Origin of the sequence: Bacillus sp. FJAT-52991, assembly GCF_037201805.1 — a bacterium.
Lineage (GTDB): Bacteria > Bacillota > Bacilli > Bacillales > Domibacillaceae > Bacillus_CE > Bacillus_CE kandeliae.
The window spans coordinates 2,790,151-2,812,812 of sequence record NZ_CP147404.1; the positions used below are offsets into that span (position 1 = coordinate 2,790,151).

The following is a 22,662-nucleotide window of genomic DNA, read 5'->3' on the forward strand; positions in this document are numbered from 1 at the left end:
AGCGGAAGGCCCTGTTTAGCGACGTATGGACTGGAGCGATCCGCACGAGATAAAGGAAACACGATGAACGACAGTGAATCGATGTTGACTTATCGCAAGGAGGAGCGGGGAAGTTCACTAAGCGCTGGGGACTGGAGCTGGACAAGATAGAAAAGCGGAAACGGCTGTTTAGACTCGGCAGACATAAGGCGGACCGTCGAAGTGGCGTTCTTTGCCACACAGGCGTGACGACTTATGTCCGAGAGTCTAGCCGTTGCAGCTAGACAATACGAAAAGCGGAAGGACCCGGTTAGCGACTGATCTGAGTTCATTTGCGGTTGAATCGGGCTCGTACGCGACCGATTCGACGATATCCACGCCTGATTCGACAACAATTGCGACCAATCCGTCATCTTTCAAACACAACAAATGGGGGTGTAGCTAAACATCAGCGAAAACTGATGTTTAGCTACACCCCCTGATTTTTTTATTTCTCAAGAAATTGCTTTATTCGCTTCACTGCTTCTTGCAGTTGCTCCATAGATGAGGCATAGGAACAGCGAATGTACCCTTCTCCTCCTTTGCCGAAGACGGAGCCTGGGACGACAGCAACTTTTTCCTCTACTAGCAATTGTTCAGCAAATTGTTCAGATGTTAAGCCTGTGCTTTGAATAGATGGGAACACATAGAAGGCTCCTCCAGGTACGTGGCATGTAAGGCCCATTTCATTTAACGACTGAACAAAGTAATTTCGACGGCGACGATAAGCTTTTTTCATCTCTTCTACATCGTTCATTCCTGTTTGCAACGCTTCTAAAGCTGCGTATTGAGCAGGTGTTGACGCGCACATCATCGTGTATTGATGAATTTTCAACATTGCGGCTGCTAATTCACGCGGCGCACAAACGAATCCAAGGCGCCATCCTGTCATCGCAAATCCTTTGGAAAAGCCGTTAATCAAAATCGTCCGTTCCCGCATTCCTTCTAGGCTAGCGATCGATGTATGACGAAGATCGTAAGCAAGCTCCGCATAAATTTCATCGGCAATCACTAATAAATCATACTTTTTCACAATATCAGCAATCGCTTGTAATTCTTCTCGGTCAAGCTGTGTCCCTGTTGGGTTATTCGGCGAACATAAGAGCAATGCCTTCGTTTTTGGTGTAATTGCTTTTTCTAAATCCTCTGCTTGCAGTTTAAAACCTTGTTCCCCTGTCGTTTCTACCGTCACTGCTTTTCCACCAGCAAGCTCAACTAAAGGGACATACGACACGAAACAAGGCTCAACAACAACCACTTCATCGCCTGGGTCAAGAATAGCTCTCATCGCTAGATCAATGGCTTGGCTCGCTCCGACTGTGACAATGATCTCTTCGTTTGCTATGTAAGGAACATAAAATCGTTCACTAATGTAGTCACTAATCGCCTCGCGTAATTCCAATAAACCCGCGTTAGCTGTATAAGATGTATAGCCCTTTTCAAGGGATAAAATAGCCGCTTCCCTCGCTGACCAAGAAGTGACAAAGTCAGGCTCTCCTACTCCTAAAGAAATAACACCTTCCATTGTCGCTGCTAAATCAAAAAACTTTCTAATGCCGGATGGCGCCATATTCTCAACTGATTTTGCCACGTAGCTTTTTGTCGTTTTCATTATGGAGACACCACGATTCTTTTATCATTTTTCTTTTGTTCATACACAATGCCATCATGCTTATATTTTTTCAATTGAAAGTGAGTTGTAGTCGAAACAACAGAGTCAAGGGTTGATAGTTTCTCAGAAACAAAGCGGGCGACTTCATTCATCGACTTCGCTTCTACCGTCACGGACAAATCGTAAACACCGGACATTAAGTAAACAGAAGTGACTTCTTTAAAGCGATAAATTCTCTCTGCTACTTCACTAAAGCCCACTCCGCGCTTTGGTGTCACCTTTACATCAATCATCGCGGTAATGCCTTGATAGCTATCAATCTTCGCCCAATCCACAAGTGTCGCATAGTGAACAATCACTTTTTCCTCTTCTAATCGCTTCACTAACTTTATCGTTGTTTCTTCGTTTTCACCAATCATTTTAGCTAAATCTTCCATTGGCACACGAGCATTTTGTTCAAGAATTTCTAATATTTCTATTTCCTTATCCGTTAAATGCATGTAAATTCCTCCAGTCACATGGTTTATTATAACAAAAAAAAATAATAATTCATGTTTTTTAACAAAAATAATTATACAATTTGTGTTTTTACACAATCAGATATTAAAAAAGTGAGGCTGTCAGTCATTTGAGACAACCCCACACTTACTCTATGATCACAAGTCACATGCCGAATGATGTTTCACCTGTAGCAATCGAGTAGCTATTGGACGACAACACTCTAAAGATAATTTATCATCAAAAGAGAATTCATAAATTTCTTTAATTCGAGCTGCCAATTGTTCGGCATCATCTAGCTGATGAACAGCGTAGATCGCATCTGCCGACTCTGTATCGTAAAAACCACTACCGACTGCAAACGGATCCCATTCACGAAGAATGTGTCCAAGCTCAATATTTAATTTAACTGTTTTCTCCATTTGTCGATCCACCTTTTAAAAATTTCCTTCAAAAAGTTTAATTTATTATCATTCTTACTAAAAATACTTTACCATGACTATATACTATTTGTCAGGGATGGTGAGAATTTTGAGTAAATTGGATCAAATGATTAATCGTACAGGTACAGGGGCTGTAAAATGGGATAGTCTGAAGGAAATGTTTGGGGTAGAAGATGCTTTACCAATGTGGGTCGCTGACATGGATTTCGAAGCACCAAATCCAGTGATCGAAGCGCTCAAAAAGCAAGTGGAACATGGTATATTTGGTTACGCAGCGATTCCTGCTTCCACAAAAGAAGCAATCAAAGCATGGCAAGCTTCTCGTCACAATTGGAAGATCGAAACAGACTGGTTGCTATTTAATCATGGAGTAGTGCCTTCTATCAGTCTAGCGATTGAAGCTTTAACCGAAAAAGGAGATGCTGTCATTGTTCAATCACCAGTGTACACTCCTTTTTTTGAAATGATTGAGCGAAACGAACGACAAGTGGTGAATAATCAGCTAGTCTTAAAAGACAATCGTTATCAGGTCGATTTTGACGACCTTGAACAAAAATTATCTGCCGAAGAAGTAAAATTGCTTTTGCTTTGTAGCCCACACAATCCAGGTGGACGAGTATGGACAAAAGAGGAATTAACGAAAATGGCGGCTCTTTGCCAGCAGCATGATGTTATTATTGTCGCGGATGAAATTCATTGTGATTTAACGGCCGATCCTCATATTCATACACCAATCGCATCCATTCAAGAAGAATATCAAGATTTTATCGTCACACTCATTGCACCGAGTAAAACCTTTAACCTCGCAGGCTTACAAGCTTCGGCGATCATTGTGCCGAGTGAAGTATTGCGGAATAAATTGAAAACAGTTCAAGCAAAACGAGGCTTTTTCACATTAAACATGATGGGCATCACTGCAATGGAAGCCGCTTATCGTGAAGGAGGCCCATGGCTAGATGAAGCGATCGCTTACATTCGTGAAAATATTCAGTTGGTAGAACACTATATTCGTAGCGAAATCCCTGAATTAAACGTGATGAAACCAGAAGGCAGCTATTTAATCTGGATCGACTGCCGTAAGCTAGAATTAGCGGATGATGAATTGATGAATAAAATTCTTCACGATGGCAAACTAGCCCTCGGTCAAGGCTTCAAGTACCGAGCGGGCGGTGAAGGCTTCCTGCGAATGAACGTCGCCTGTCCACGTGTCATTGTAGAAGATGGATTAAAGCGATTGAAAAAAGCCATCAAAGGCGAGTAACGATAAAAAAGAGATGCCCGCATCGGCATCTCTTTCCTCATTTATACTCCCTTTTTGTTCCCCCAAACAAACGTATGAAGCTGAGGGAGAACGCGGACGTTTTTCCAGTCGGCATCTGGCATTGTTTGTTCAATTAACCACTCGTATTTTCTGACAAGATACGATAATAGCTCGACGTCATTGATTTCTTCGAGACGATCATTCCCCGTTTGTAAAAAGAACGGCACCTCTGGAAAGCTTTGATGAACTTTTTTTGCATAAGCTAAATCTTTCTCATCGAAAATGACGACTTTTAAACTGAAGTTTCTCTCTTTTTGCTGAAGGCGCTGAACAATGATCGACAGTTGGTCAAAGTCGGTGTCCATCCCAGAGCTTGGTGGCTTCGGTGAGATTGTCAACTCATCAATCTCGTAAAACCAATCTTGCCAGCGACTCCCTTGCGTTTCTAACGCTGTTTGTATACCTTCTTGGTGCAGCTTGTTGACTAAGTCAGCGATTTGTGAAAGTAACGCTGGGTTTCCTCCTGAAATCGTCACATGATCAAACGTCTGACCTCCTAACTGTACAAGCTCAGACCAAATCTCCTCAGCCGTCAATAGACGAATGTCCTCTTTAGCTGAGCCGTCCCATGTAAAGGCGGAATCGCACCATGAGCAGCGATAATCACAGCCAGCTGTTCGAACGAACATCGTCTTGCGGCCAACGACCATGCCTTCTCCTTGAACAGTCGGTCCAAATATTTCGAGAACAGGAATCTTTCGGCTCATTGAAAATCCTCTTCCTGCGGACGGTACACCACATAGCTCGTTGGTGTTTCACGCAAAAAGACTTGGATGCAGCGCGGCTTATTTGCCATTTTATTCAATGACTCTTGCATCACTTCCCATATCGTTCGAGCGACGACTTCCGTAGTTGGAAAATAATTCGGATCTTCTTCATTGAATAGAGCATCCTGATTTAACAATGTATGATCAAATCGTTTATGGATCAGATTTTTTATCTCTTGAAAATTAACTAAAAAGCCTAAATTATTCAGTTCATTACCGACGACCGTCACATTGACGAAATAGGTGTGACCATGCAGTCGGCGACATGCGCCCGCTTCTTCATGAGGAACATAGTGAGCCGCAGCAAACTGAAAATCTTTATTTAATTCGTAACGATACGAATGAACAGGTGCTGGGTAAATTTGTTGGATCATGATTGTACCGCCCCCTTCTTCGCCAAATATTGGTCAAGACCTCTTTGGCGGAGCTTACACGCAGGGCATTCGCCACAACCGCTGCCTTTTATCCCGTTATAGCAAGTCAATGTGCGCTCGCGAACATATTCAAAAGCACCAAGTTGGTCAGCTAACTCCCATGTCTCCGCTTTATCAAGCCACATGAGCGGTGTATGAATCACAAAAGACGTATCCATCGAAAGATTCAACGTCACATTTAATGATTTAATAAAGACATCTCGACAATCTGGATAGCCGCTGAAATCTGTTTCACATACGCCAGTAATCAGATGTTTCGCGTCATACTGCTTTGCCAACACAGCTGCGAACGATAAAAACAATAGGTTTCTTCCTTCCACAAATGTCGATGGCGCTTCGCCTTCTTTTTCCGTTATCTCGATATCGGTTCTCGTTAACGCATTAGGAGCTAACTGATTGAGAAGCGACATATCCAAAATATGATGGGACACCTGCAGTTCTTTCGCGATTTCAGCTGCACATTCTAATTCTAATTTGTGGCGCTGACCGTAATCGAACGTAACCGCGATCACTTCTTCAAATCGTTCCTTTGCCCAAAATAAACAAGTGGTACTATCTTGACCACCACTAAATACAACAACTGCTTTTTCCTTTTTCAACATTTATCTTCCTTCCTTTTGAAAGAAAAAAAGATTCAAGAACTGTTACTCTAAAGAAATGGTCCTTCAAAAGGCCATAGAAAAAAACCGTCTCAAATGGACAGGCTTTCTCATAGTTTTTTATAGAGGGAGTTCGCGAACCTCTCCTGCTAAACAGCAGAATTCTTCCTTTAGTTCATGTTCAATATAACATAATGACTCGCTAAAAAGCAAAGTGCCTGGGTTCATCACCAAGCACTTGTTCAAAAGCGTGCAAAATAGCCATTTTGCACGAATGAGTCAAAAATCAGCCAATTCAAAAGCTATTCACCAATCTTATATTTCCCCTCTAGTTCCTTCGCTTTTTCTTCTTCTTTTTTGGAAATTTTCTTCATAAAGAGAAAAAATAAAACGGCTGCTGCCATAAAGAACGACATAGAAATCAACGCAGGAATATATTCTGATTTATCTTTTGGAAAATATAAAAAAAACATGTTTAATACGAATGAATCTAGTAGCATAGTATCTCCTTTCCTATACAACCTTTACCATCTATTATACCTTGTCCGATGTCTAAAACCAACCGTACAAATACAAAAACAGCCGGTTCAACGTCGGCTGCTTCATCATTTGTTCACTTATTTAATGACAGTGATTTTTTCAATCACGATATCTTCTTTAGGCTTATCTTGAGCGGCTGTTGGAGCATTGGCAATCGCATCAACAACATCCATTCCTTCAATCACTTGACCAAAAACAGTATGACGGAAATCAAGCCAAGGCGTTCCACCATTCTCCATATAAAAATCGGTTACTTCTTTCGGATATCCTGCTTCTTCCATTTGCTCTCTAAAACCCGGGTCCATCTTGCTATTTTGCACAATAAAGAACTGGCTTCCATTTGTGTTTGGACCGGCATTTGCCATCGATAAAGCACCGCGGAAGTTAAATAATTCGCGCGAGAATTCATCTTCAAAGGATTCGCCGTAAATACTTTCGCCGCCCATACCTGTTCCTTCCGGGTCTCCACCTTGGATCATGAAGTCTTTAATCACTCGGTGGAAAGTCAATCCATCGTAGTAGCCATTTTCACTATGTGTGATAAAGTTTTCGACCGTCTTAGGCGCTTGTTCAGGGAATAACTTAATTTTAATTGTACCTTTCGTTGTCTTCATTTCAACGAGCTTTTCATTTTCTGCAACTTCTGTCGTTAATTGTGGATAATTCATATCTTTATCCCCTTTCTCCTTATGTACGTTTTGTTCTTTAGCAGGCAGCTCAACTTGTTCTGCTTTTTCCTTTTCTTCTGACTTTTCTCCACTGCACCCTGCTATCACAAAGAGAAAAGCGATGAATAGTATCGGAAATAGTCGTTTCATAATCATCCCTCCTGCTTTTCCTACTTTACCTGATTTCGACTAAAAAATCATCTGCTCTTCTTTCATTTCATTCGCCTTCATTTTTTGATAAAGTGAAGAAAAAGGAGGAAAGATCATGCAGACTGGAGACATTGTCACCGCATTTTATAAAACAGGAAAATATATTGGAGAAGTAACAGCGATTCGCGCGGGGTTCTATACCGTTAAAATATTGGCAGTCCTGCGTCACCCGGCTCAAGGGGATCTTCACAATCCAAAGGAAGCGAATGTTCCTTTTTTCCATGAACGAAAGGCCCTTGCTTTTCGCGAGCAAGCAAACATTCCTGAGAAAACGGTCCATTTGTATGAGGGCGACATTCCAGATTACTTTGAAACGTTGCAAGACGCCTTTCAACGTCTGAAAGATCGATTGGAACAAGAAGATACACCCTTTTCGAAAAAAAGCCTTGAAGCTTTGCAAAGTGTTCAAAAAGAATATAAACTGATGTACAACTTGAAATGGAAATAGGCCAAATCTGTGAAAAGATTCAGCCTTTAAGCCATCTGATCGAGCAATTTGGAAAAGTCAACAAGATCTCCAATGGTTGGCGGTTCTGATTTTTCCATATACTTTTTATCTTTTTCTACAAGATTGTAAATGTGGTAGGTGGTCAATGCATCGTCGAGAGCTCGGTGATGCTTGCCCGTGCCTTCCTTTCCATACTCCTCCACTGCTTTCCATAAGCCCGTCTGATTGCGATCACCGAAAAATTGCTTATATTCCATCGATAAATCAACAAATATTCCTTGCAACGGAAAGTGTAAGCTGGCTTGTTCGCAATTATGCCGCAACACTTTCATATCCATATTGCCCCATGTAATAATTTTGTCCTGCTTGCTTTGATTGAGCTTTGCCAAAAGATGAACTAAATCAGCTAAAGGGACTCCTTCTTCTACTTGTTGCTGACTAATATCAAGAAAACGTTTGCATCTAGAGGTTAACTTAGGAAAAGCCGTGGGGATCACGTAGGAAGAATATTTTTCAATAATCGTTCCCTGCTCCACCGCCACAATTCCTGCTTCAATAATTTCCGGATAAAACCCTTTTCTATATACATTAGCATCTGGCATCGAAAATTCAAAATCAATGAAAAGTAGCTTTTTCTGCAACTTACTCACTCCTTTCTTCTAAATTTTCTATTTCTATTATAACATGAATTAACGAAAAATTTAGACTTGTTATTCTCATAGATACCCAGTTATTACTAAAAAAATTCCTCTTTTCTACACTTCTCCTCTTTATTAATGTCTTCCTATAGATTATGATGAGTGAAGGATTATTTTTACTAATTTTTAAAAGTAAAAACAAACTAGAATCAAGAAGGCGGTTCAGGGAATGAGAACGGTTTTTGGTTATTTATTAATAGTTTTGCTCCTCCCTTTAGCTGTGTTTTTATTTTACTTTGCTAATGTGGAAGCACAACAAGTCAAAAGCTTTGATGAAGTCGTGGAAGAAAAGATCATCATTAATGATGTCCAACTTCCCCAAGCAAGCCAGATTGTCGATAAAAATGGCGACCCTTATTTAGAAATTCAAAAGCCATTTCGCATCGTAGTGGATGGCGAAGAAATCCCCTCCTTTTTAAAAGAAGTCTTTCTCCAATCGGAGGACCAACACTTTTATGAACACGCAGGCATTGATGCAGCTGCTGTCATGCGTGCCATGTTAATCAATGCACAGTCAAATGAAATTGAACAAGGGGCCAGTACAATTACTCAGCAGCTTGCTCGTAATATTTATCTTTCACATGAGCAAACCCTCTCCCGAAAGATATCAGAAGTATTATATGCGTATCAGTTGGAAAAAAGGCTTTCGAAAGATGAAATATTAAACTTATATTTAAACACGATCTACTTTAACAACAATGTGTATGGCGTAGAAGCTGCGGCTCAGTTTTATTTTCAAAAGTCTGTCAATAAGTTAACGAAAGCAGAGATGGCCTTTATCGCTACAATCCCAAATAATCCATCTCTTTATGACCCAATTCGCAATTTTGATAATGCGAAAGAGCGGCAAGAACGATTGATTGATATTATGGAAAGAGAAAAGTTTCTGACAGCACAAGAAGCAGAAGCCATCAAAAAAGAACCAATTAAGCTGAACGTGAGAGAGCGTGTGGATAAATTCGAAAACTATTCCACCTACGTGGAAGCGGAGCTAAAGGAGTTAATTGCGAGCTCAGAAGGGTTTGATGAGCAGCTAAAAAATGCAGACGGCGAGAAGAAAATTCAAATCGATCATAAGCTTGATGCTCGTGTAGAAGAAGTCTTGTCATCTGGCGTCACCATCCACACAGCGCTTGACCCTAATATGCAGAACAAAACGACCAGTGCTGTCAGTTCCACATTAGCTGGTAGTTCTGTTGAAGGAGCAGCGGCTGTCATTAACAATGACACAAGAGAAATCGTCGCCTTATCCGGCGGAAAAGATTTCGATAAAACGGAATTCAATCGCAGCTTCCAAGCCTATCGTCAACCAGGCTCAACGATCAAGCCATTGCTCGACTTCGCTCCTTATGTCGAAAAGACCGGTGCGGGTCCAAACAGTATGGTAAGTGCCAATAAATACTGCTCGATGCCAGGTTACTGCCCAAAAAACTATAGCGGCAAGGAATATGGAATGGTTACATTACAAAAAGCGCTAGCAAACTCTTATAACACAGCGGCGCTACGATTGTTTATGCAAACGGGACCAGAAACAGCCTTTTCATATTTAAAGAAATTTGATTTTGACAGATTAACAGAAGAGGATGTATCACCTAGTTCACACGCTGCAGCTCTTGGTGGTTTTAAATATGGAATGTCGCCACTTGAAATAGCAGGTGCCTACACATCCTTTATTGATGGTACCTATGTAACACCTCGAGCAATTCAAAAAGTGACTGATCGCGAAGGTAAGGTGCTATATGAGTGGAAAGATGAATCAGAAAGAATCTGGTCGCAATCCACAACGAACACCATGCGCGTGATGTTATCTGGCGTCATTAAATCAGGAACAGGGAAAAAAGCGAATCCAGGCACACCTTATGCTGGAGGAAAAACAGGCACGAGTCAGAATGTACGCGACCTTTGGTTTGCTGGCTTAACTGATCAATACACAGCGAGTGTCTGGGTTGGAAAAGATCAATCAGGAAACGTAAGCTCCATGCAAAACTACGCGCCACACCAAATCATTTGGCGCCGCATTATGCAATAAGTGGGAGTGGGGAGAATGCTTCCCCGCTGCGCTTATTGAAACAAAAAAAACCGCCGAGGCGGTTTTTTTTGTTATAAAGGCAAGCTAGCTAGTAAACCATTATAAATTTTTAATCCCAATAAGGCGAACAGCGTAGCAAGGAACGCCCAGACAGCCACTTGAAAAGAGATAATACCGATTAAATTAGCTGTCGATAAATCGGGAGCAATCTTATAAACGAAATACACAAAATAGCCAATAGCCGTGAGGATAAAAATAATCAAAATTCCGGTAAGAGAAGAAAAGCTAATTAATGAAATTAAGCCACCAATAAAGAAAACAATCGAACTGCTTCTTGTTTTGATTAATAGTTCCCCTGTCGTATCCTTCGAGAAAAACAAAAGTGATAATTGATTAACTGTATCAGCGATCACCTTTAATGTTGCTAAAATCATAAAAAACACTAGCATCAATGCTAGAATGATAGTCAACTTCACTTCGGTCTCTGTAAATATTTCTAGGAGACTGTTATATAAGCTAACTTTTTTGAATAGACTAACAATCATTTTTTCAGTGAACATCGCTAAAGATAAGCTGAATAATAACATTGCGACTGCCGGTAAGTAGCCAATTAAGTAAGTATTTTTCATATCTAAATTTCCGCTCCTGTTCGTTTCAATCCATTTAATTATGCAAGAGCTAGCAAGTAAAGACAAGTGCTTTTTAATAATTTTTGGAAAAATACATCCGAATATTTTAAATCACAAAAAAATTTTTCGGGTTTTTTTCCAACATTCTTCATATTTAATATCATAAATCGACTTTTCTACAAGTTTCGTTTTAATGGAATGCAGGAAGTTATTTTTTACGATATAATGCACTAGGAGGTTTGATTTACGTTGGGAGAACAGTCTTAGTGCGATCATTTAAAAAGGAATGTTGATGAGTTTTTCATTTATGTTGAAATTCTATCGTTTTCAAAACGAGGTTTAATACAATCTGCAAGGAGGGATTCTTTTGTCTTTACTGCATATAGCCATCTTTTCTCCTTTTTTAATGGCTATTCTAGTGCCCTTTTTCTATAAGGGACTTCGACGCATACATACAGGATGGTTTGTGCTGATCCTGCCTATTTTGCTATTCACCTATTTTCTTCAATTTCTCCCGGTCACGCGAGACAATCAAGCAATACAGGAGTCATTTGCTTGGATTCCGTCGCTCGGCATTGACTTTACCGTCTATGTGGATGGATTAGGGCTTCTTTTTGCGTTATTAATCACCGGTATCGGCGCTTTAGTTGTGCTTTATTCGATTTTCTACTTATCTAAGGAAAAAGAAAAGCTACACAACTTCTATGTGTACTTGCTCATGTTTATGGGAGCCATGCTAGGTGTTGTATTGTCAGATAATCTCATCACATTGTATATGTTTTGGGAATTGACATCTATCTCATCCTTTTTATTAATCGCGTACTGGTACGATCGTGAGCGTTCTCGTTATGGAGCACTGAAATCAATGCTCATTACCGTCTTTGGTGGGCTGGCGATGCTTGGCGGATTTTTATTACTCTCGATCATGGGAGATACGTTTAGCATACGAGAGCTGATCGCTCAAGCAAGTGAGTTAAATGATCAACCACTATTTCTTTTGGCTCTAGTGCTAGTTCTTATTGGAGCCTTTACAAAATCGGCGCAATTTCCATTTTATATCTGGCTACCTGATGCGATGGAAGCACCTACCCCTGTTAGTGCTTATCTCCACTCAGCTACAATGGTCAAGGCAGGTATTTATTTAGTTGCTCGCTTTAGTCCGATTTTTGCTTTTTCCGAGTACTGGTTCTGGCTTGTTGGCGGCGTCGGAATTTTCACTTTATTCTGGGGCTCTTTTAATGCCGTTAAGCAAACCGATTTAAAAGGAATACTTGCTTTCTCAACAGTGAGTCAACTTGGTTTAATTATGTCACTTCTTGGTGTGGGGGCTGCCGCTCTCCAATTTGATGGAATGGATGATAATATCTATACAGTCGCTACCATTGCAGCGATCTTCCATCTTATTAACCATGCAACATTTAAAGGTAGTTTGTTTATGGTTGTCGGTATTGTTGATCATGAAACGGGCACGCGAGATATTCGTAAGCTTGGCGGATTGCTCAGTTTAATGCCAATCACCTTTACAGTGGCTGTCATTGGCGCATTCTCCATGGCCGGATTGCCACCGTTTAACGGCTTTTTAAGTAAAGAAATGTTTTTTACAGGCATGATTCAGCTGCTTGAGCTCGATATCTTTAACCTGCAGACTTGGGGGTTATTATTCCCTATTCTTGCTTGGGTTGGAAGCGTGTTCACCTTCATTTACAGCATGATGATTGTGTTTAAAACATTCACTGGTAAATATCAGCCGGAAAAATTAGAGAAAACACCGCACGAGGCACCGATTGGCATGCTGATTCCGCCAATCATCCTAGCTGTTCTTGTCGTTGTATTTGGGATTTTCCCAAATATTCTTTCTTACAATTTAATACAGCCAGCGGTCGCAGCGATTATTCCTTCACTCATTGAACCTGGTGAAAAAATCCCTGTCCATATTAGTCATTGGCATGGTTTTTCAACCGAGCTGATGATGACGATTGGTGTTGTGACACTAGGCGTTATTATGTATATCACAATGAGAAAATGGAATAAGATTTACAATCTATTCCCTAACAAAGTGACGCTTAATGCGCTGTATGACACGGGGCTATATGCGGCCGAACGAGGCTCCTATACACTGACAAAATCAGTGATGTCAGGCTATATTCGTACGTACCTAGTCTATATTTTCATTTTCTTTATCGGTATTTTAGGCTTTACGATGTGGACAGAAGATGCGTTTAAAATAGACACCTCTCAGCTTGCACCGATTGGCATTTATGAAGTCGTTCTCGTTCTGTTAATTGTGCTAGGAACGTTTACAACGTTGATTGCCAAATCTAGACTGACTTCCATTTTAGCATTAGGGACAGTGGGCTATACGGTTTCGTTATTTTTCGTTATTTTCCGTGCACCGGATCTTGCCTTAACGCAGTTGGTGATTGAAACAGTCTCTGTTGCCTTGTTCTTACTTTGCTTCTATCACTTGCCGAAGCTTAGCCGTCATGAAGAAAGAATGAGCTTTAAACTGGGCAATCTACTTATTTCAGCTGGTGTCGGGATTATGTTCACTTTAATCGCAATCTCGGCTCACAGTAATAAATTGTTTGACTCGATTTCTAAATACTATGTTGATAATACGTATGACAAAGCTGGCGGAGAAAATATGGTCAACGTTATTCTCGTCGACTTCCGCGGCTTCGATACTTTATTTGAAATTTGCGTGCTTGCAATTGCCGCTCTTGGCATTTACGGATTAATCAAGCTGCGTTTAGGAAAGAAAGGAGGAGCGATCGATGAAAACGAATGATGTGATTTTACAAACGGCGAGCAAAGTTGTGTTTTTCATCATCATCCTCTTTGCGATCCATTTATTCTTCGCTGGACATTATCATCCCGGTGGAGGCTTCGTTGGCGGGTTAATGACTTCAGGGGCGATTGTTCTCCTATTACTCGCTTACGATATTAAAACCGTTTCTCAAGGTTTCCCGATCGATTATAAAATACTTATTGGGATCGGCCTTTTATTTGCGGCTGGTACGGCAGCCGGTGCCTTGTTGTTCAACGTGCCGTTGTTGACTCACGCGTTCGGCGATTTTGACTTGCCACTGCTTGGGGAAACCTCGCTTCATACAGCCATGTTGTTCGACACAGGGGTTTATTTAGTTGTCATTGGTGTGACCATGACCATTATTCAAACGATAGGAGAGAGTGAATAATGGAAATATTAATGTCAATTGTAGCAGGACTATTACTTGCAAGTGCCGTCTACTTAATGCTTTCAAAAAGCTTGTTACGAATCATTATTGGTACTGGACTATTAAGTCACGGCGCCCATCTTTTGATTCTTACAATGGGTGGGTTAAAAAATGGAGCTGCTCCGCTTTTAGGACAGCATGCCAAAGCTTATGTCGATCCGTTACCACAAGCGCTTATTTTAACAGCAATCGTCATCAGCTTCGGTGTCACCGCCCTTTTCCTCGTGTTGGCTTACAGAGCCTATCAGGAATTAGGGACAGATAATACAGATGAGATGAGAGGTTCGGAAGCAAATGACTAATTTACTTATATTACCTATACTCATCCCTCTAATGACCGCGATTTTATTGATTTTCTTAACAAAACGGGTGATTGCTCAACGCGTCGTCTCTGTCATTTCGACTCTAGGGACGTTAACGGCATCCATTGTATTATTGTTAACTGTGAAAAATGATGGCATTCAAACATTAGATGTCAGTAGTTGGGAGGCCCCTTTTGGAATTACGCTTGTGTCTGATATGTTGTCTGCTTTACTTGTAACGACGACTTCATTGATTACACTTTGTGTGATTATTTATTCTTTCCGTTCTATCGGAAAAAAACGGGAACAATTTTATTACTACTCGATTATTCAATTTATGCTTGTTGGCGTGAACGGCGCCTTTACGACAGGAGATATTTTTAACTTATTCGTCTTCTTTGAAGTGATGTTGATGTCTTCCTACGTATTGATTGTTATCGGTGGAACGAACATTCAGCTGCGAGAATCGATCAAATACATTTTAGTGAATGTCATTTCATCGGCGATTTTTGTCATCGCTGTTGCCTTTTTATACTCCGTCGTTGGCTCATTAAATATGGCGGACATTTCTCAGCGAATTGCAGAAGTTGGTCAACCACCAATTTTAACCGTGATCGCCGTCTTATTCTTAATTGTCTTTGGATTAAAGGGAGCCATTTTCCCACTTTATTTCTGGCTGCCTGGCTCATATAATGCGCCGCCCGTTCCAGTGCTTGCTTTATTCGGCTCCTTATTGACAAAAATCGGTGTGTACTCAATTTTACGAACATACTCTTTGTTCTTTTATCACAATCAAGCCTTTACCCATGAGCTGTTGCAAATCCTAGCGATCCTTACGATTATTGTCGGGGTGATCGGGGCCATTGCTTACTGGGATGTGAAGAAGATCATCATTTACAACATCATTATTGCGGTTGGTGTGTTGACATTCGGAATATCGTTAGCAACAGAGGAATCGATTCAAGGGACGATTTTCTATCTTATTCATGACATGATTATTAAAGCAGCTTTGTTTCTATTGATTGGTGTCATGATCAAAATTACTGGCACAAGCAATTTACGTAAAATGGGCGGATTGATTAACAAATATCCGCTACTTGGCTGGACGTTTCTTGTTGCCGCATTTGCTCTTGCTGGTATCCCACCGCTCAGCGGGTTTGTTGGTAAGTTCTTAATCGTTCGTGCTGGCTTTGCTGAAGGGGCGTATGTTGGAGCGCTGATCGTCTTATTATCAAGTCTGTTTGTTCTTTACTCTGTGATTAAAATCTTTATGAATGGCTTTTGGAAAGCACCGCAAGATTATCCTGGAGAAGAAAAACAGCCTGTTCACTTTTTGTGGATGCCAGGAGCTCTTCTCGTCCTCGTCTCCATTTTTTATGGAGTGGGCGCAGAAGGAATGTATCCAATTATTTCTCAAGCCACTGAAGCACTCATAGATCCGACAATCTATATTGATGCCGTGTTAAAGGAGTAATGTCATATGGCTTTTCAAATTTTACTTAATTTCTTTTTAGCGTTTCTCTGGATGTTTCTACAAGTTTCATTTTCAAGCTCAACCTTTATCATCGGATATCTCATTGGCTTAATTTTGATTTACGGTATGCGTCGCTTCTTTAAAACCGAGTTTTATATGCGCCGTGTATGGGCTGTACTTTATTTAACTTTGCTGTTCTTTAAAGAATTGATCTTAGCAAATATCGATGTGCTGAAAGTGATTTTAAAGCCAAAGCTTGATATCCAACCAGGGATCTTTGCCTTACCGACTGAATTGAAATCAGATTGGGAAATCACGTTATTAGCTAATTTAATTACGTTAACACCGGGGACTCTCGTTATAGATATCTCAGATGATAATAAAGTTTTATATGTACATGCGATTGATTTACCAGATGTGCAAGATGCCATTGATGGGATTAAAAATTCGTTTGAAAAAGCCATTATGGAGGTGAGTCGTTAATGCTGGAGATGGTGATGAAGATTTCCTTGATTTGTTTTTCACTTGCCATGCTCGGCCTTGTTTACCGACTCATTAAAGGACCGACTGTACCAGACCGAGTAGTGGCGCTAGACGCAATCGGCATTAACCTTGTGGCGATTGTCGCCATCTTGTCGATGCTGCTGCGTACAAGCGAGTTTTTAGATGTTATTTTATTAATCGGGATTTTAGCCTTTATTGGGACAATTGCTTTTGCTAAATTCCTAGAGAAAGGAGAGATCATTGAAAATGACCGTCATCATTGATACAGTGATCGTTCTCTTTTTAGTCATAGGAGCGTTTCTCAGCCTTGTAGCTGCCTTTGGTGTCATAAGACTCCCAGATGTGTATACACGCAATCACGCGGCGTCTAAAGCGGCTACATTAGGCGTGATGTCCACTCTACTTGCGGCCTTCCTCTACTTTTACTTAATCGAAGGCCATTTCAGCTCACGGATTATTCTCGGGATCGTCTTTATCTTTATTACAGCTCCGGTCTCCGGGCATTTGATCAGCCGAGCAGCCTACAATGCTGGCGTCAAGCTTTCCGACAGCAGTATCCGTGACGATTTAAAAGATAAAAATAAGTAATCAAAAAGCTAGCAGTGAAAAAAAACTGCTAGCTTTTTATGTATCTAGCTATAGGCTCCAGACTCTCGAGTTAAATAATCTGCCACTTACAAGGCTACCGCCTTTCCAGCGTCAGAACATTTGTTTGTCGTGTCTGAACAGTCGGCTCCGCTTTTACTTTTTCGGAACGACGGCTACTGTGCAGCGTGATAGGCAGATGAGCTGTTGGTGCTCGTCTTCAATTCGGATTTCCCATACCATCGTTGTGCGACCACGGTGAGCAACCTCTGCAATGGCAGTGACTGTCCCTTCTTTTTTGGCTTTAATATGATTGGCATTAATTTCGAGTCCAAAGCAAACTTCTTGTTGCATGTCAATTAAAGCAGCGGTGCCTATACTAGCTGCTGTTTCTGCAAGAGCAACAGAAGCTCCCCCGTGCAAAAAACCAAATGGCTGGCGCGTTCGTTCATCCACCGGCATCGTCATAATGACTTTTCCCTCACCGACTTCTACTACTTCCATACCAAGTGCACCAATTAATGAATTCGATATATCCATGTTTTCTCCTCCAAAAATGAATTATTATTCATTAGTTATTCGACGGCACTTGTCAAAATCCTTTTTTGACTTTCTATGCATTTTGGAATCATTTATGCAAAATTAAATAGTGTACATAAAAAATATCCACCTCCACCCAATTTTTCTGAATCTTTTTAATTGGCACAAAAATTGCAAATAAATTGATAAAGAATAATTTAAATAGAGAGAGGGAAAAAAATGAAAGCAAAAACACCGTCATTGGGCATCGCTTTGATTCCAATCTTAGCGATGATCATTTTCTTATTCGTAGGGATTTTAAAATTTGAAGCCGATCCACATATTCCACTGCTATTAAGTGCGACAGTTGCCGCAATCGTAGCTATTTATTTAGGACACACATGGAGAGAAATTGAAAAAGGAATGATTAATGCTGTTTCTCTAGCGATGCAGGCGCTTCTCATCTTAATGGTGATTGGAACGATCATCGGTACGTGGCTAGCGGCCGGAATTGTGCCGACAATGATTTATTATGGTCTCGATATTTTATCTCCTGCTTACTTCTTACCAGCAGCGGCGATTATTTGTAGTATCGTTGCGATCGCTTCAGGGAATGCCTGGACAGCCGCTGGGACGATAGGGATTGCCATTATGGGGATTGGAGCTGGACTCGGTATCGACACAGCTATGGTTGCAGGTGCTGTCATTTCCGGCTGTTATTTCGGTGATAAAATTTCTCCTTTATCAGAGACAACGAATATGTCACCCGGTATTACTGGTGTCGATTTATTTGACCATATTCGTCATATGTTGTATACAACGATACCCGCTCTGTTAATATCTGTCATTATTTACTTCTTTCTGGGGCTTTCTTTTAAAAATGACAGTGCTGGACTTGAAGAAGTGAATGCCCTTCAGCAACAATTAAACGAAATATTTACGATTAGTCCATGGCTCTTGCTCGTTCCGGCTGTCGTTCTAACGTTAATAGCGATGAAAACACCTGCTCTTCCTGGTCTGGTGATCGGATCGATATTAGGAGCAATCGTTGCGGTTGTTGTACAAGGTGTGCCATTGAACGAGATTTTAAGCATTATGGTAAACGGCTTTACAATGGAAACCGACAATGAGATTCTTGCAAACCTATTAAATAATGGCGGAATATCAGCTATGATGTATACGGTTTCATTGGTGATGATCGCGATGAGCTTCGGTGGAATTCTAGAAGTAAGCGGCGTGTTAGAAACGCTTGTGAAAAGCTTATTAAAACTAGCTAGATCAACAGGCAGCTTGATTGCAACAACTGTTGTCACTTGTATTACAGCTAATATTGTCGCATGTGACCAATACTTATCCATTCTTCTTCCTGGCCGAATGTATGTAACCGCTTACCGCAAGCGTGGATTACACCCGAAGAATTTATCACGAACGCTTGAGGATGCTGGGACAATGACCTCCCCTCTCGTTCCTTGGAATACATGTGGTGCCTTTATGACCGCCACATTAGGAGTTTCCACTTTCGAATATGCTCCGTATGCTTTATTATGTTTTATCAGTCCATTGATTGCTATTATTTATGGATTTACTGGATTTAAAATTGAAAAGCTATCCCAAGAAGAGATCGAACGAATCGAAACAGAGGAACAACAAATGATAGATATGGAAGAAAAGGAACTGAAACGAGCATAAGAAACAGAGGGCGTCTCATCAGCCAGTTTTCCGGCTTATAGACGCCCCCGTTTGAATTTCGAACACGTTCATATATCTATGTTTCTGATTTTAAAATTTCTAATAAAATAGCTGTAGGTCCACTTGATTCGACCTACAGCTTAATTGACGTTCCTTTGTATTAATAATAACCAAATGGCGAGCCACCATATGGAGGGAATGGCGGATACATTGGTGGATACGGTGGATAATATGGCCGCGCAATAAGTGCCCCTCCTAGAAATCCTCCTAACAGCCCTCCTAAAAACGGTCCTCCAAAGAAAGGTAGAAAACGGCTATCTCGAGCATACATAGCAAATGCCTCCTTTTTAACTGCCTACTATGGTGTATGCAGAAAGAAGGCAAATGGCATGGGCAAGTTTCCCATTATAAAATTAACGCCGCAATCCAACCGAATAAAATCACCGGTATATTATAATGTAAAAATGTCGGTACACAAGTATCCCAAATATGGTTATGCTGGCCATCGACATTCAAACCGGATGTCGGTCCAAGCGTACTATCAGAAGCCGGTGAACCCGCATCTCCAAGAGCACCAGCTGTTCCTACAAGAACAATCGTCGCCATCGGACTAAAACCAAGCTCTAACGCTAACGGCACAAAAATCGTTGCGATAATCGGAATCGTCGAGAAAGATGAACCGATCCCCATCGTGACAAATAATCCAACAATTAGCATAAGCAGCGCGCCGAGTGCTTGATTCTCGCCAATCATATTGGCTGCTTGTTCTACTAATCGGTCAACATCTCCCGTCGCACTCATCACATTTGCAAACCCTGATGCCGAAATCATGACAAAGCCAATAAACGCCATCATCCGCATACCGTCTGTCAGCAGGCGATCCGCTTGATGCCAGCTGATTGCTTTTGTAATGTAGAGAACAAGTATCCCTGCTAACGCGCCAAATACCATCGAGTCCGTCCAAATTTGCACAGCAACCGCCGCCACAATTGCAATGATTGACAAGATCATTGCTTTTTTATCATAGCCTTCACTTTCCTCTACAGATACCGGCATCACCGGATTCTCATAAGTTCTAGGCTTACGATAAGAGAAAAAGACAGCAACTAACAAGCCAACTAGCATGCCGGCAGCTGGGAATAACATCGCTTTCGTAATTTGACTCATCTCCACTGGTAAGCCGCTTTTCGTCATATTCGTGGCAATAATCTCATGAAATATTTGACCAAACCCGACTGGAATAAGCATATATGGTGTGACAAGACCAAATGTTAAAACAGATGCCACTAAACGACGATCAATTTGAAGCTCATTTAATATTTTCAATAATGGTGGAATTAATAACGGGATAAAAGCAATATGAATCGGAATTAAGTTTTGCGAGAAACAAGCCATTAATAAAATGACAAATAATATAAAAGCTCTTGATAATTTTTTCGCTCTCGCATCTTCTTTTTTTCCGACATACTTTAACACAAATTCAACAAGCGCATTCGGCAAGCCTGTGCTTGAAATCGCTACGGCAAATCCGCCAAGCATCGCATAGCTAAGTGCCGTATTCGCGCCGCCGCCCACACCTTCTGTAAATGCGTTAATTGTTCCTTCTATTTCTAAACCGCCAACCACTCCTCCAATGAGTGCACCCGTAATCAAAGAAAAAACAACATTGACACGTAGTAGACTAAGGAAAAGCATGACGATGACTGCAACGACAACAGCATTCATCTAAAACGCCCCTTTTACTTTAGTTTGCTAAATTGGTAGAGAACTAAAATAAAAGTACCAGTATTATAGAAAGTTGTCAATGCTTTTTAACCCCATTAAAACTTTGCGAGTTTATAAAAGTTGAAAAACGGACTGGAACATCCAAGAAAGTCCTACTATGGGCGAAGAAATCCATTAGAAAAGAGGCTGATCCCTCAGCCTCTTTTCTCTTATTCTTCGTTTCTTCGCATCGCCAATAAGGCTAATGTACGCACCATAGCACCGGTAGCTCCTGCTGGACCAAGTGCTCCGCCTTTATTCGTATCGGCCGTGCCAGCAATGTCTAAATGAACCCACGGAGTCCCTTCCGCAAATTCACCGATAAATCCGCCGCCCATAATTGCATGGCCGTCACGACCAGGAGAATTATTTAAATCGGCAATCGAGCTGTTGCGGATTCTTTTTTTATCTTTTTCTGTAAGTGGCAGGCGCCAAATAAACTCACCTGCTTCAAAAGACGCTTCTAACACTTCTTCAAACAATTCTTCGTTATTTGTAATCGCACCAGTTTTATCCGTACCGAGTGCGACGATCACGCCACCCGTTAATGTCGCTACATCAATCAAATAGTTGGCTCCATGATGCTTTGCGTACGTCATTGCATCGGCAAGTACGAGGCGACCCTCAGCATCCGTATTCAACACTTCAATCGTTTTGCCACTCATCGACGTAATCACATCATCCGGTTTAAAGGCGTGTCCACTTACCATATTATCGGTAGAAGGAATGACCGCAACGATATTTTGATTAGGCTTTAATTCCCCGATGATTTCCATGGCACCTAACACAGCTGCTGCGCCACCCATATCGGTTTTCATGCCAACAATTCCGTCTTTTGGCTTCAAGGAGTATCCGCCTGTATCAAACGTGATCCCTTTGCCGACAAGGCCAAGCACATCGGTCCATTCCTCTTTTGGCTGATATTTTAACGTGATCATTTTTGGCGGTTCTGTAGAGCCTTGATTGACCGCTAAAAAAGCACCCATGCCGAGCTTTTCCATGTCCGCTTTTTCAAGAATCTCGACTTCAAACCCGTATTTAACGGCTAATTGTTCCGCATAAGCAGCTAAGTCGGATGCCGTTAACATATTACCTGGTGTATTGACAAGCGTGCGAGCAGAATTGGTTCCTTGGCTCAGTACATAGCCCACTTGAAGAGCTGCTTGCACCGCTTCGCTTTCTGCTTTTGTCAAAACGGTTAATTGCTCAACCTTCTTCTCCGGCTCGTTCGATGCCTGTTTGTACCCTTTAAATTCATAGGTAGCTAATCCGAATGCCTCACTGAAGGCTTGAGCCGCATCTTCTGCGCTAATTTCCTCACAAACAAAGCTATCCAGCGCAACGGCCACTGATGTAAGCCCTAAATGCTTGCTTTTGATAAACGCTCCGCCGATCGCTTCTTTCATCTCATGAAAATCGGCTTGCTTTTCTTTCCCAAGCCCAACAAAGAGTAATCGTTTAGCCGGCATCTTTCCTAATGTAGGTACGATCGCTACCTTTTTGCTTTTAGCGGAAAGATCACCTTCCTTGACGAGTTCAGTTAATTCTCCATTGAACAGTTCGTCTAGCGTCGCTAGCTCCCCTGCAAATTTCAATGGACGGTCATAAAGACCTACTATTAAACAAGGAGTCTCTTGCTGTAACATTGATTCATTTTTTACCGTAAACATATTGT

General features: G+C 41.2%; 25 protein-coding genes and 1 riboswitch. Of the genes, 11 read left to right on the top strand and 14 right to left on the bottom strand.

The features are described 5' to 3' along the window. Nucleotides 1-466: 466 nt before the first annotated feature. From WDJ61_RS14370 to WDJ61_RS14380, 3 genes are all read right to left on the bottom strand, one after another. Nucleotides 467-1,630: an aminotransferase gene (locus WDJ61_RS14370; protein WP_338750873.1), complete on the bottom strand. Its 1,164-nt coding sequence runs from the start codon at nucleotides 1,628-1,630 to the stop codon at nucleotides 467-469. Then, nucleotides 1,630-2,130, bottom strand: coding sequence for an Lrp/AsnC family transcriptional regulator (locus tag WDJ61_RS14375; protein ID WP_338750875.1), 501 nt, complete (start codon nucleotides 2,128-2,130; stop codon nucleotides 1,630-1,632). The genes WDJ61_RS14370 and WDJ61_RS14375 overlap by 1 nt, the downstream gene beginning before the upstream one ends. Nucleotides 2,131-2,286: 156 nt before the next feature. Next, on the bottom strand, nucleotides 2,287-2,550 hold the full coding sequence (locus WDJ61_RS14380; RefSeq protein ID WP_338750877.1) for a DUF1871 family protein: 264 nt from the start codon (nucleotides 2,548-2,550) through the stop codon (nucleotides 2,287-2,289). A 109-nt stretch (nucleotides 2,551-2,659) separates the two neighbouring features. Here WDJ61_RS14380 and WDJ61_RS14385 point away from each other — a divergent pair, with 109 nt between their 5' ends. Next, the gene (locus tag WDJ61_RS14385) at nucleotides 2,660-3,832 is read left to right on the top strand and encodes a MalY/PatB family protein (protein WP_413789016.1); all 1,173 of its coding nucleotides are present in this window, start codon (nucleotides 2,660-2,662) and stop codon (nucleotides 3,830-3,832) included. 41 nt (nucleotides 3,833-3,873) lie between these two features. On the opposite strand, the gene queE is transcribed toward WDJ61_RS14385, so the two are convergent. The 5 genes from queE to WDJ61_RS14410 all read right to left on the bottom strand — a co-directional run bounded on the left by queE (nucleotide 3,874) and on the right by WDJ61_RS14410 (nucleotide 7,050). Next, a complete protein-coding gene (queE, locus tag WDJ61_RS14390; protein WP_338750881.1) occupies nucleotides 3,874-4,599 on the bottom strand; it encodes a 7-carboxy-7-deazaguanine synthase QueE in 726 nt (241 codons plus the stop codon). Continuing rightward, nucleotides 4,596-5,033, bottom strand: coding sequence for a 6-carboxytetrahydropterin synthase QueD (gene queD, locus WDJ61_RS14395; protein WP_338750883.1), 438 nt, complete (start codon nucleotides 5,031-5,033; stop codon nucleotides 4,596-4,598). Before queD ends, queE begins: the two co-directional genes overlap by 4 nt. Beyond that, nucleotides 5,030-5,692: a 7-cyano-7-deazaguanine synthase QueC gene (gene queC, locus WDJ61_RS14400; protein ID WP_338754808.1), complete on the bottom strand. Its 663-nt coding sequence runs from the start codon at nucleotides 5,690-5,692 to the stop codon at nucleotides 5,030-5,032. Before queC ends, queD begins: the two co-directional genes overlap by 4 nt. 106 nt (nucleotides 5,693-5,798) lie before the next feature. Next, nucleotides 5,799-5,842, bottom strand: a riboswitch (PreQ1 riboswitch). 152 nt (nucleotides 5,843-5,994) lie between these two features. Next, a complete protein-coding gene (locus WDJ61_RS14405) occupies nucleotides 5,995-6,192 on the bottom strand; it encodes a hypothetical protein (protein ID WP_338750885.1) in 198 nt (65 codons plus the stop codon). 117 nt (nucleotides 6,193-6,309) lie between these two features. Next, nucleotides 6,310-7,050, bottom strand: a complete 741-nt coding sequence (locus tag WDJ61_RS14410; RefSeq protein ID WP_338750887.1) for a peptidylprolyl isomerase — start codon at nucleotides 7,048-7,050, stop codon at nucleotides 6,310-6,312. A 115-nt stretch (nucleotides 7,051-7,165) separates the two neighbouring features. On the opposite strand from WDJ61_RS14410, the gene WDJ61_RS14415 reads away from it, so the two are divergent. After that, on the top strand, nucleotides 7,166-7,558 hold the full coding sequence (locus WDJ61_RS14415) for a kinase-associated lipoprotein B (protein WP_338750889.1): 393 nt from the start codon (nucleotides 7,166-7,168) through the stop codon (nucleotides 7,556-7,558). A gap of 26 nt (nucleotides 7,559-7,584) precedes the next feature. On the opposite strand, the gene kapD is transcribed toward WDJ61_RS14415, so the two are convergent. Continuing rightward, entirely contained in the window at nucleotides 7,585-8,199 is a 615-nt protein-coding gene (gene kapD / locus WDJ61_RS14420) for a 3'-5' exonuclease KapD (RefSeq protein WP_338750891.1), read from the bottom strand. A gap of 226 nt (nucleotides 8,200-8,425) precedes the next feature. Between kapD and WDJ61_RS14425 the strand changes: the two genes are divergently transcribed. Further along, nucleotides 8,426-10,285: a transglycosylase domain-containing protein gene (locus WDJ61_RS14425; protein ID WP_338750893.1), complete on the top strand. Its 1,860-nt coding sequence runs from the start codon at nucleotides 8,426-8,428 to the stop codon at nucleotides 10,283-10,285. A gap of 71 nt (nucleotides 10,286-10,356) precedes the next feature. Here WDJ61_RS14425 and WDJ61_RS14430 read toward each other — a convergent pair whose 3' ends face one another. Continuing rightward, nucleotides 10,357-10,914, bottom strand: a complete 558-nt coding sequence (locus WDJ61_RS14430; RefSeq protein ID WP_338750895.1) for a DUF5366 family protein — start codon at nucleotides 10,912-10,914, stop codon at nucleotides 10,357-10,359. A gap of 367 nt (nucleotides 10,915-11,281) precedes the next feature. Here WDJ61_RS14430 and WDJ61_RS14435 point away from each other — a divergent pair, with 367 nt between their 5' ends. The 7 genes from WDJ61_RS14435 to mnhG are packed head-to-tail and all read left to right on the top strand — an operon-like array spanning nucleotide 11,282 to nucleotide 17,018. Further along, nucleotides 11,282-13,702: a Na+/H+ antiporter subunit A gene (locus WDJ61_RS14435; protein WP_338750897.1), complete on the top strand. Its 2,421-nt coding sequence runs from the start codon at nucleotides 11,282-11,284 to the stop codon at nucleotides 13,700-13,702. Then, nucleotides 13,689-14,111 (top strand): Na(+)/H(+) antiporter subunit B, encoded by a 423-nt coding sequence (locus tag WDJ61_RS14440; RefSeq protein WP_338750899.1) that lies wholly within the window; start codon nucleotides 13,689-13,691, stop codon nucleotides 14,109-14,111. The genes WDJ61_RS14435 and WDJ61_RS14440 overlap by 14 nt, the downstream gene beginning before the upstream one ends. Beyond that, complete coding sequence (locus tag WDJ61_RS14445) at nucleotides 14,111-14,452, top strand: Na(+)/H(+) antiporter subunit C (protein WP_338750901.1); 342 nt, start codon at nucleotides 14,111-14,113, stop codon at nucleotides 14,450-14,452. Before WDJ61_RS14440 ends, WDJ61_RS14445 begins: the two co-directional genes overlap by 1 nt. Then, nucleotides 14,445-15,926, top strand: a complete 1,482-nt coding sequence (locus WDJ61_RS14450) for a Na+/H+ antiporter subunit D (protein ID WP_338750903.1) — start codon at nucleotides 14,445-14,447, stop codon at nucleotides 15,924-15,926. Before WDJ61_RS14445 ends, WDJ61_RS14450 begins: the two co-directional genes overlap by 8 nt. Nucleotides 15,927-15,932: 6 nt before the next feature. Then, on the top strand, nucleotides 15,933-16,409 hold the full coding sequence (locus WDJ61_RS14455) for a Na+/H+ antiporter subunit E (RefSeq protein ID WP_338750905.1): 477 nt from the start codon (nucleotides 15,933-15,935) through the stop codon (nucleotides 16,407-16,409). Further along, nucleotides 16,409-16,693 (top strand): Na(+)/H(+) antiporter subunit F1, encoded by a 285-nt coding sequence (locus tag WDJ61_RS14460; RefSeq protein WP_338750907.1) that lies wholly within the window; start codon nucleotides 16,409-16,411, stop codon nucleotides 16,691-16,693. Before WDJ61_RS14455 ends, WDJ61_RS14460 begins: the two co-directional genes overlap by 1 nt. Continuing rightward, entirely contained in the window at nucleotides 16,677-17,018 is a 342-nt protein-coding gene (mnhG, locus tag WDJ61_RS14465; RefSeq protein WP_338754809.1) for a monovalent cation/H(+) antiporter subunit G, read from the top strand. Before WDJ61_RS14460 ends, mnhG begins: the two co-directional genes overlap by 17 nt. A gap of 153 nt (nucleotides 17,019-17,171) precedes the next feature. On the opposite strand, the gene WDJ61_RS14470 is transcribed toward mnhG, so the two are convergent. After that, nucleotides 17,172-17,555, bottom strand: a complete 384-nt coding sequence (locus WDJ61_RS14470; RefSeq protein WP_338750909.1) for a hotdog fold thioesterase — start codon at nucleotides 17,553-17,555, stop codon at nucleotides 17,172-17,174. A gap of 219 nt (nucleotides 17,556-17,774) precedes the next feature. Between WDJ61_RS14470 and nhaC the strand changes: the two genes are divergently transcribed. Continuing rightward, nucleotides 17,775-19,223 carry a Na+/H+ antiporter NhaC gene (gene nhaC / locus WDJ61_RS14475; protein ID WP_338750911.1) on the top strand — a complete coding sequence of 483 codons (1,449 nt, stop codon included), beginning with the start codon at nucleotides 17,775-17,777 and terminating at the stop codon, nucleotides 19,221-19,223. A 160-nt stretch (nucleotides 19,224-19,383) separates the two neighbouring features. Here the strand turns inward: nhaC and WDJ61_RS14480 are convergent, their stop codons facing one another. The 3 genes from WDJ61_RS14480 to WDJ61_RS14490 all read right to left on the bottom strand — a co-directional run bounded on the left by WDJ61_RS14480 (nucleotide 19,384) and on the right by WDJ61_RS14490 (nucleotide 22,657). Then, complete coding sequence (locus tag WDJ61_RS14480) at nucleotides 19,384-19,554, bottom strand: hypothetical protein (protein WP_338750913.1); 171 nt, start codon at nucleotides 19,552-19,554, stop codon at nucleotides 19,384-19,386. 74 nt (nucleotides 19,555-19,628) lie between these two features. Further along, nucleotides 19,629-20,948 (bottom strand): Na+/H+ antiporter family protein, encoded by a 1,320-nt coding sequence (locus WDJ61_RS14485; protein WP_338750915.1) that lies wholly within the window; start codon nucleotides 20,946-20,948, stop codon nucleotides 19,629-19,631. A 209-nt stretch (nucleotides 20,949-21,157) separates the two neighbouring features. Next, nucleotides 21,158-22,657, bottom strand: coding sequence for a leucyl aminopeptidase (locus WDJ61_RS14490; RefSeq protein ID WP_338750917.1), 1,500 nt, complete (start codon nucleotides 22,655-22,657; stop codon nucleotides 21,158-21,160). Nucleotides 22,658-22,662: the final 5 nt, after the last annotated feature.

Bases quoted from the DNA above. Each gene is read 5' to 3' on its own strand.
- WDJ61_RS14470 (WP_338750909.1), bottom strand. From the start codon at position 17,555: ATGGATATATCGAATTCATTAATTGGTGCACTTGGTATGGAAGTAGTA.
- WDJ61_RS14450 (WP_338750903.1), top strand. From the start codon at position 14,445: ATGACTAATTTACTTATATTACCTATACTCATCCCTCTAATGACCGCG.
- queD (WP_338750883.1), bottom strand. From the start codon at position 5,033: ATGATCCAACAAATTTACCCAGCACCTGTTCATTCGTATCGTTACGAA.
- WDJ61_RS14370 (WP_338750873.1), bottom strand. From the start codon at position 1,630: ATGAAAACGACAAAAAGCTACGTGGCAAAATCAGTTGAGAATATGGCG.
- WDJ61_RS14440 (WP_338750899.1), top strand. From the start codon at position 13,689: ATGAAAACGAATGATGTGATTTTACAAACGGCGAGCAAAGTTGTGTTT.
- nhaC (WP_338750911.1), top strand. From the start codon at position 17,775: ATGAAAGCAAAAACACCGTCATTGGGCATCGCTTTGATTCCAATCTTA.
- WDJ61_RS14490 (WP_338750917.1), bottom strand. From the start codon at position 22,657: ATGTTTACGGTAAAAAATGAATCAATGTTACAGCAAGAGACTCCTTGT.
- WDJ61_RS14485 (WP_338750915.1), bottom strand. From the start codon at position 20,948: ATGAATGCTGTTGTCGTTGCAGTCATCGTCATGCTTTTCCTTAGTCTA.
- WDJ61_RS14410 (WP_338750887.1), bottom strand. From the start codon at position 7,050: ATGAAACGACTATTTCCGATACTATTCATCGCTTTTCTCTTTGTGATA.
- WDJ61_RS14425 (WP_338750893.1), top strand. From the start codon at position 8,426: ATGAGAACGGTTTTTGGTTATTTATTAATAGTTTTGCTCCTCCCTTTA.
- WDJ61_RS14380 (WP_338750877.1), bottom strand. From the start codon at position 2,550: ATGGAGAAAACAGTTAAATTAAATATTGAGCTTGGACACATTCTTCGT.
- mnhG (WP_338754809.1), top strand. From the start codon at position 16,677: ATGACCGTCATCATTGATACAGTGATCGTTCTCTTTTTAGTCATAGGA.
- WDJ61_RS14375 (WP_338750875.1), bottom strand. From the start codon at position 2,130: ATGCATTTAACGGATAAGGAAATAGAAATATTAGAAATTCTTGAACAA.
- WDJ61_RS14480 (WP_338750913.1), bottom strand. From the start codon at position 19,554: ATGTATGCTCGAGATAGCCGTTTTCTACCTTTCTTTGGAGGACCGTTT.
- WDJ61_RS14460 (WP_338750907.1), top strand. From the start codon at position 16,409: ATGCTGGAGATGGTGATGAAGATTTCCTTGATTTGTTTTTCACTTGCC.
- WDJ61_RS14445 (WP_338750901.1), top strand. From the start codon at position 14,111: ATGGAAATATTAATGTCAATTGTAGCAGGACTATTACTTGCAAGTGCC.
- WDJ61_RS14430 (WP_338750895.1), bottom strand. From the start codon at position 10,914: ATGAAAAATACTTACTTAATTGGCTACTTACCGGCAGTCGCAATGTTA.
- WDJ61_RS14455 (WP_338750905.1), top strand. From the start codon at position 15,933: ATGGCTTTTCAAATTTTACTTAATTTCTTTTTAGCGTTTCTCTGGATG.
- queE (WP_338750881.1), bottom strand. From the start codon at position 4,599: ATGAGCCGAAAGATTCCTGTTCTCGAAATATTTGGACCGACTGTTCAA.
- WDJ61_RS14415 (WP_338750889.1), top strand. From the start codon at position 7,166: ATGCAGACTGGAGACATTGTCACCGCATTTTATAAAACAGGAAAATAT.
- WDJ61_RS14405 (WP_338750885.1), bottom strand. From the start codon at position 6,192: ATGCTACTAGATTCATTCGTATTAAACATGTTTTTTTTATATTTTCCA.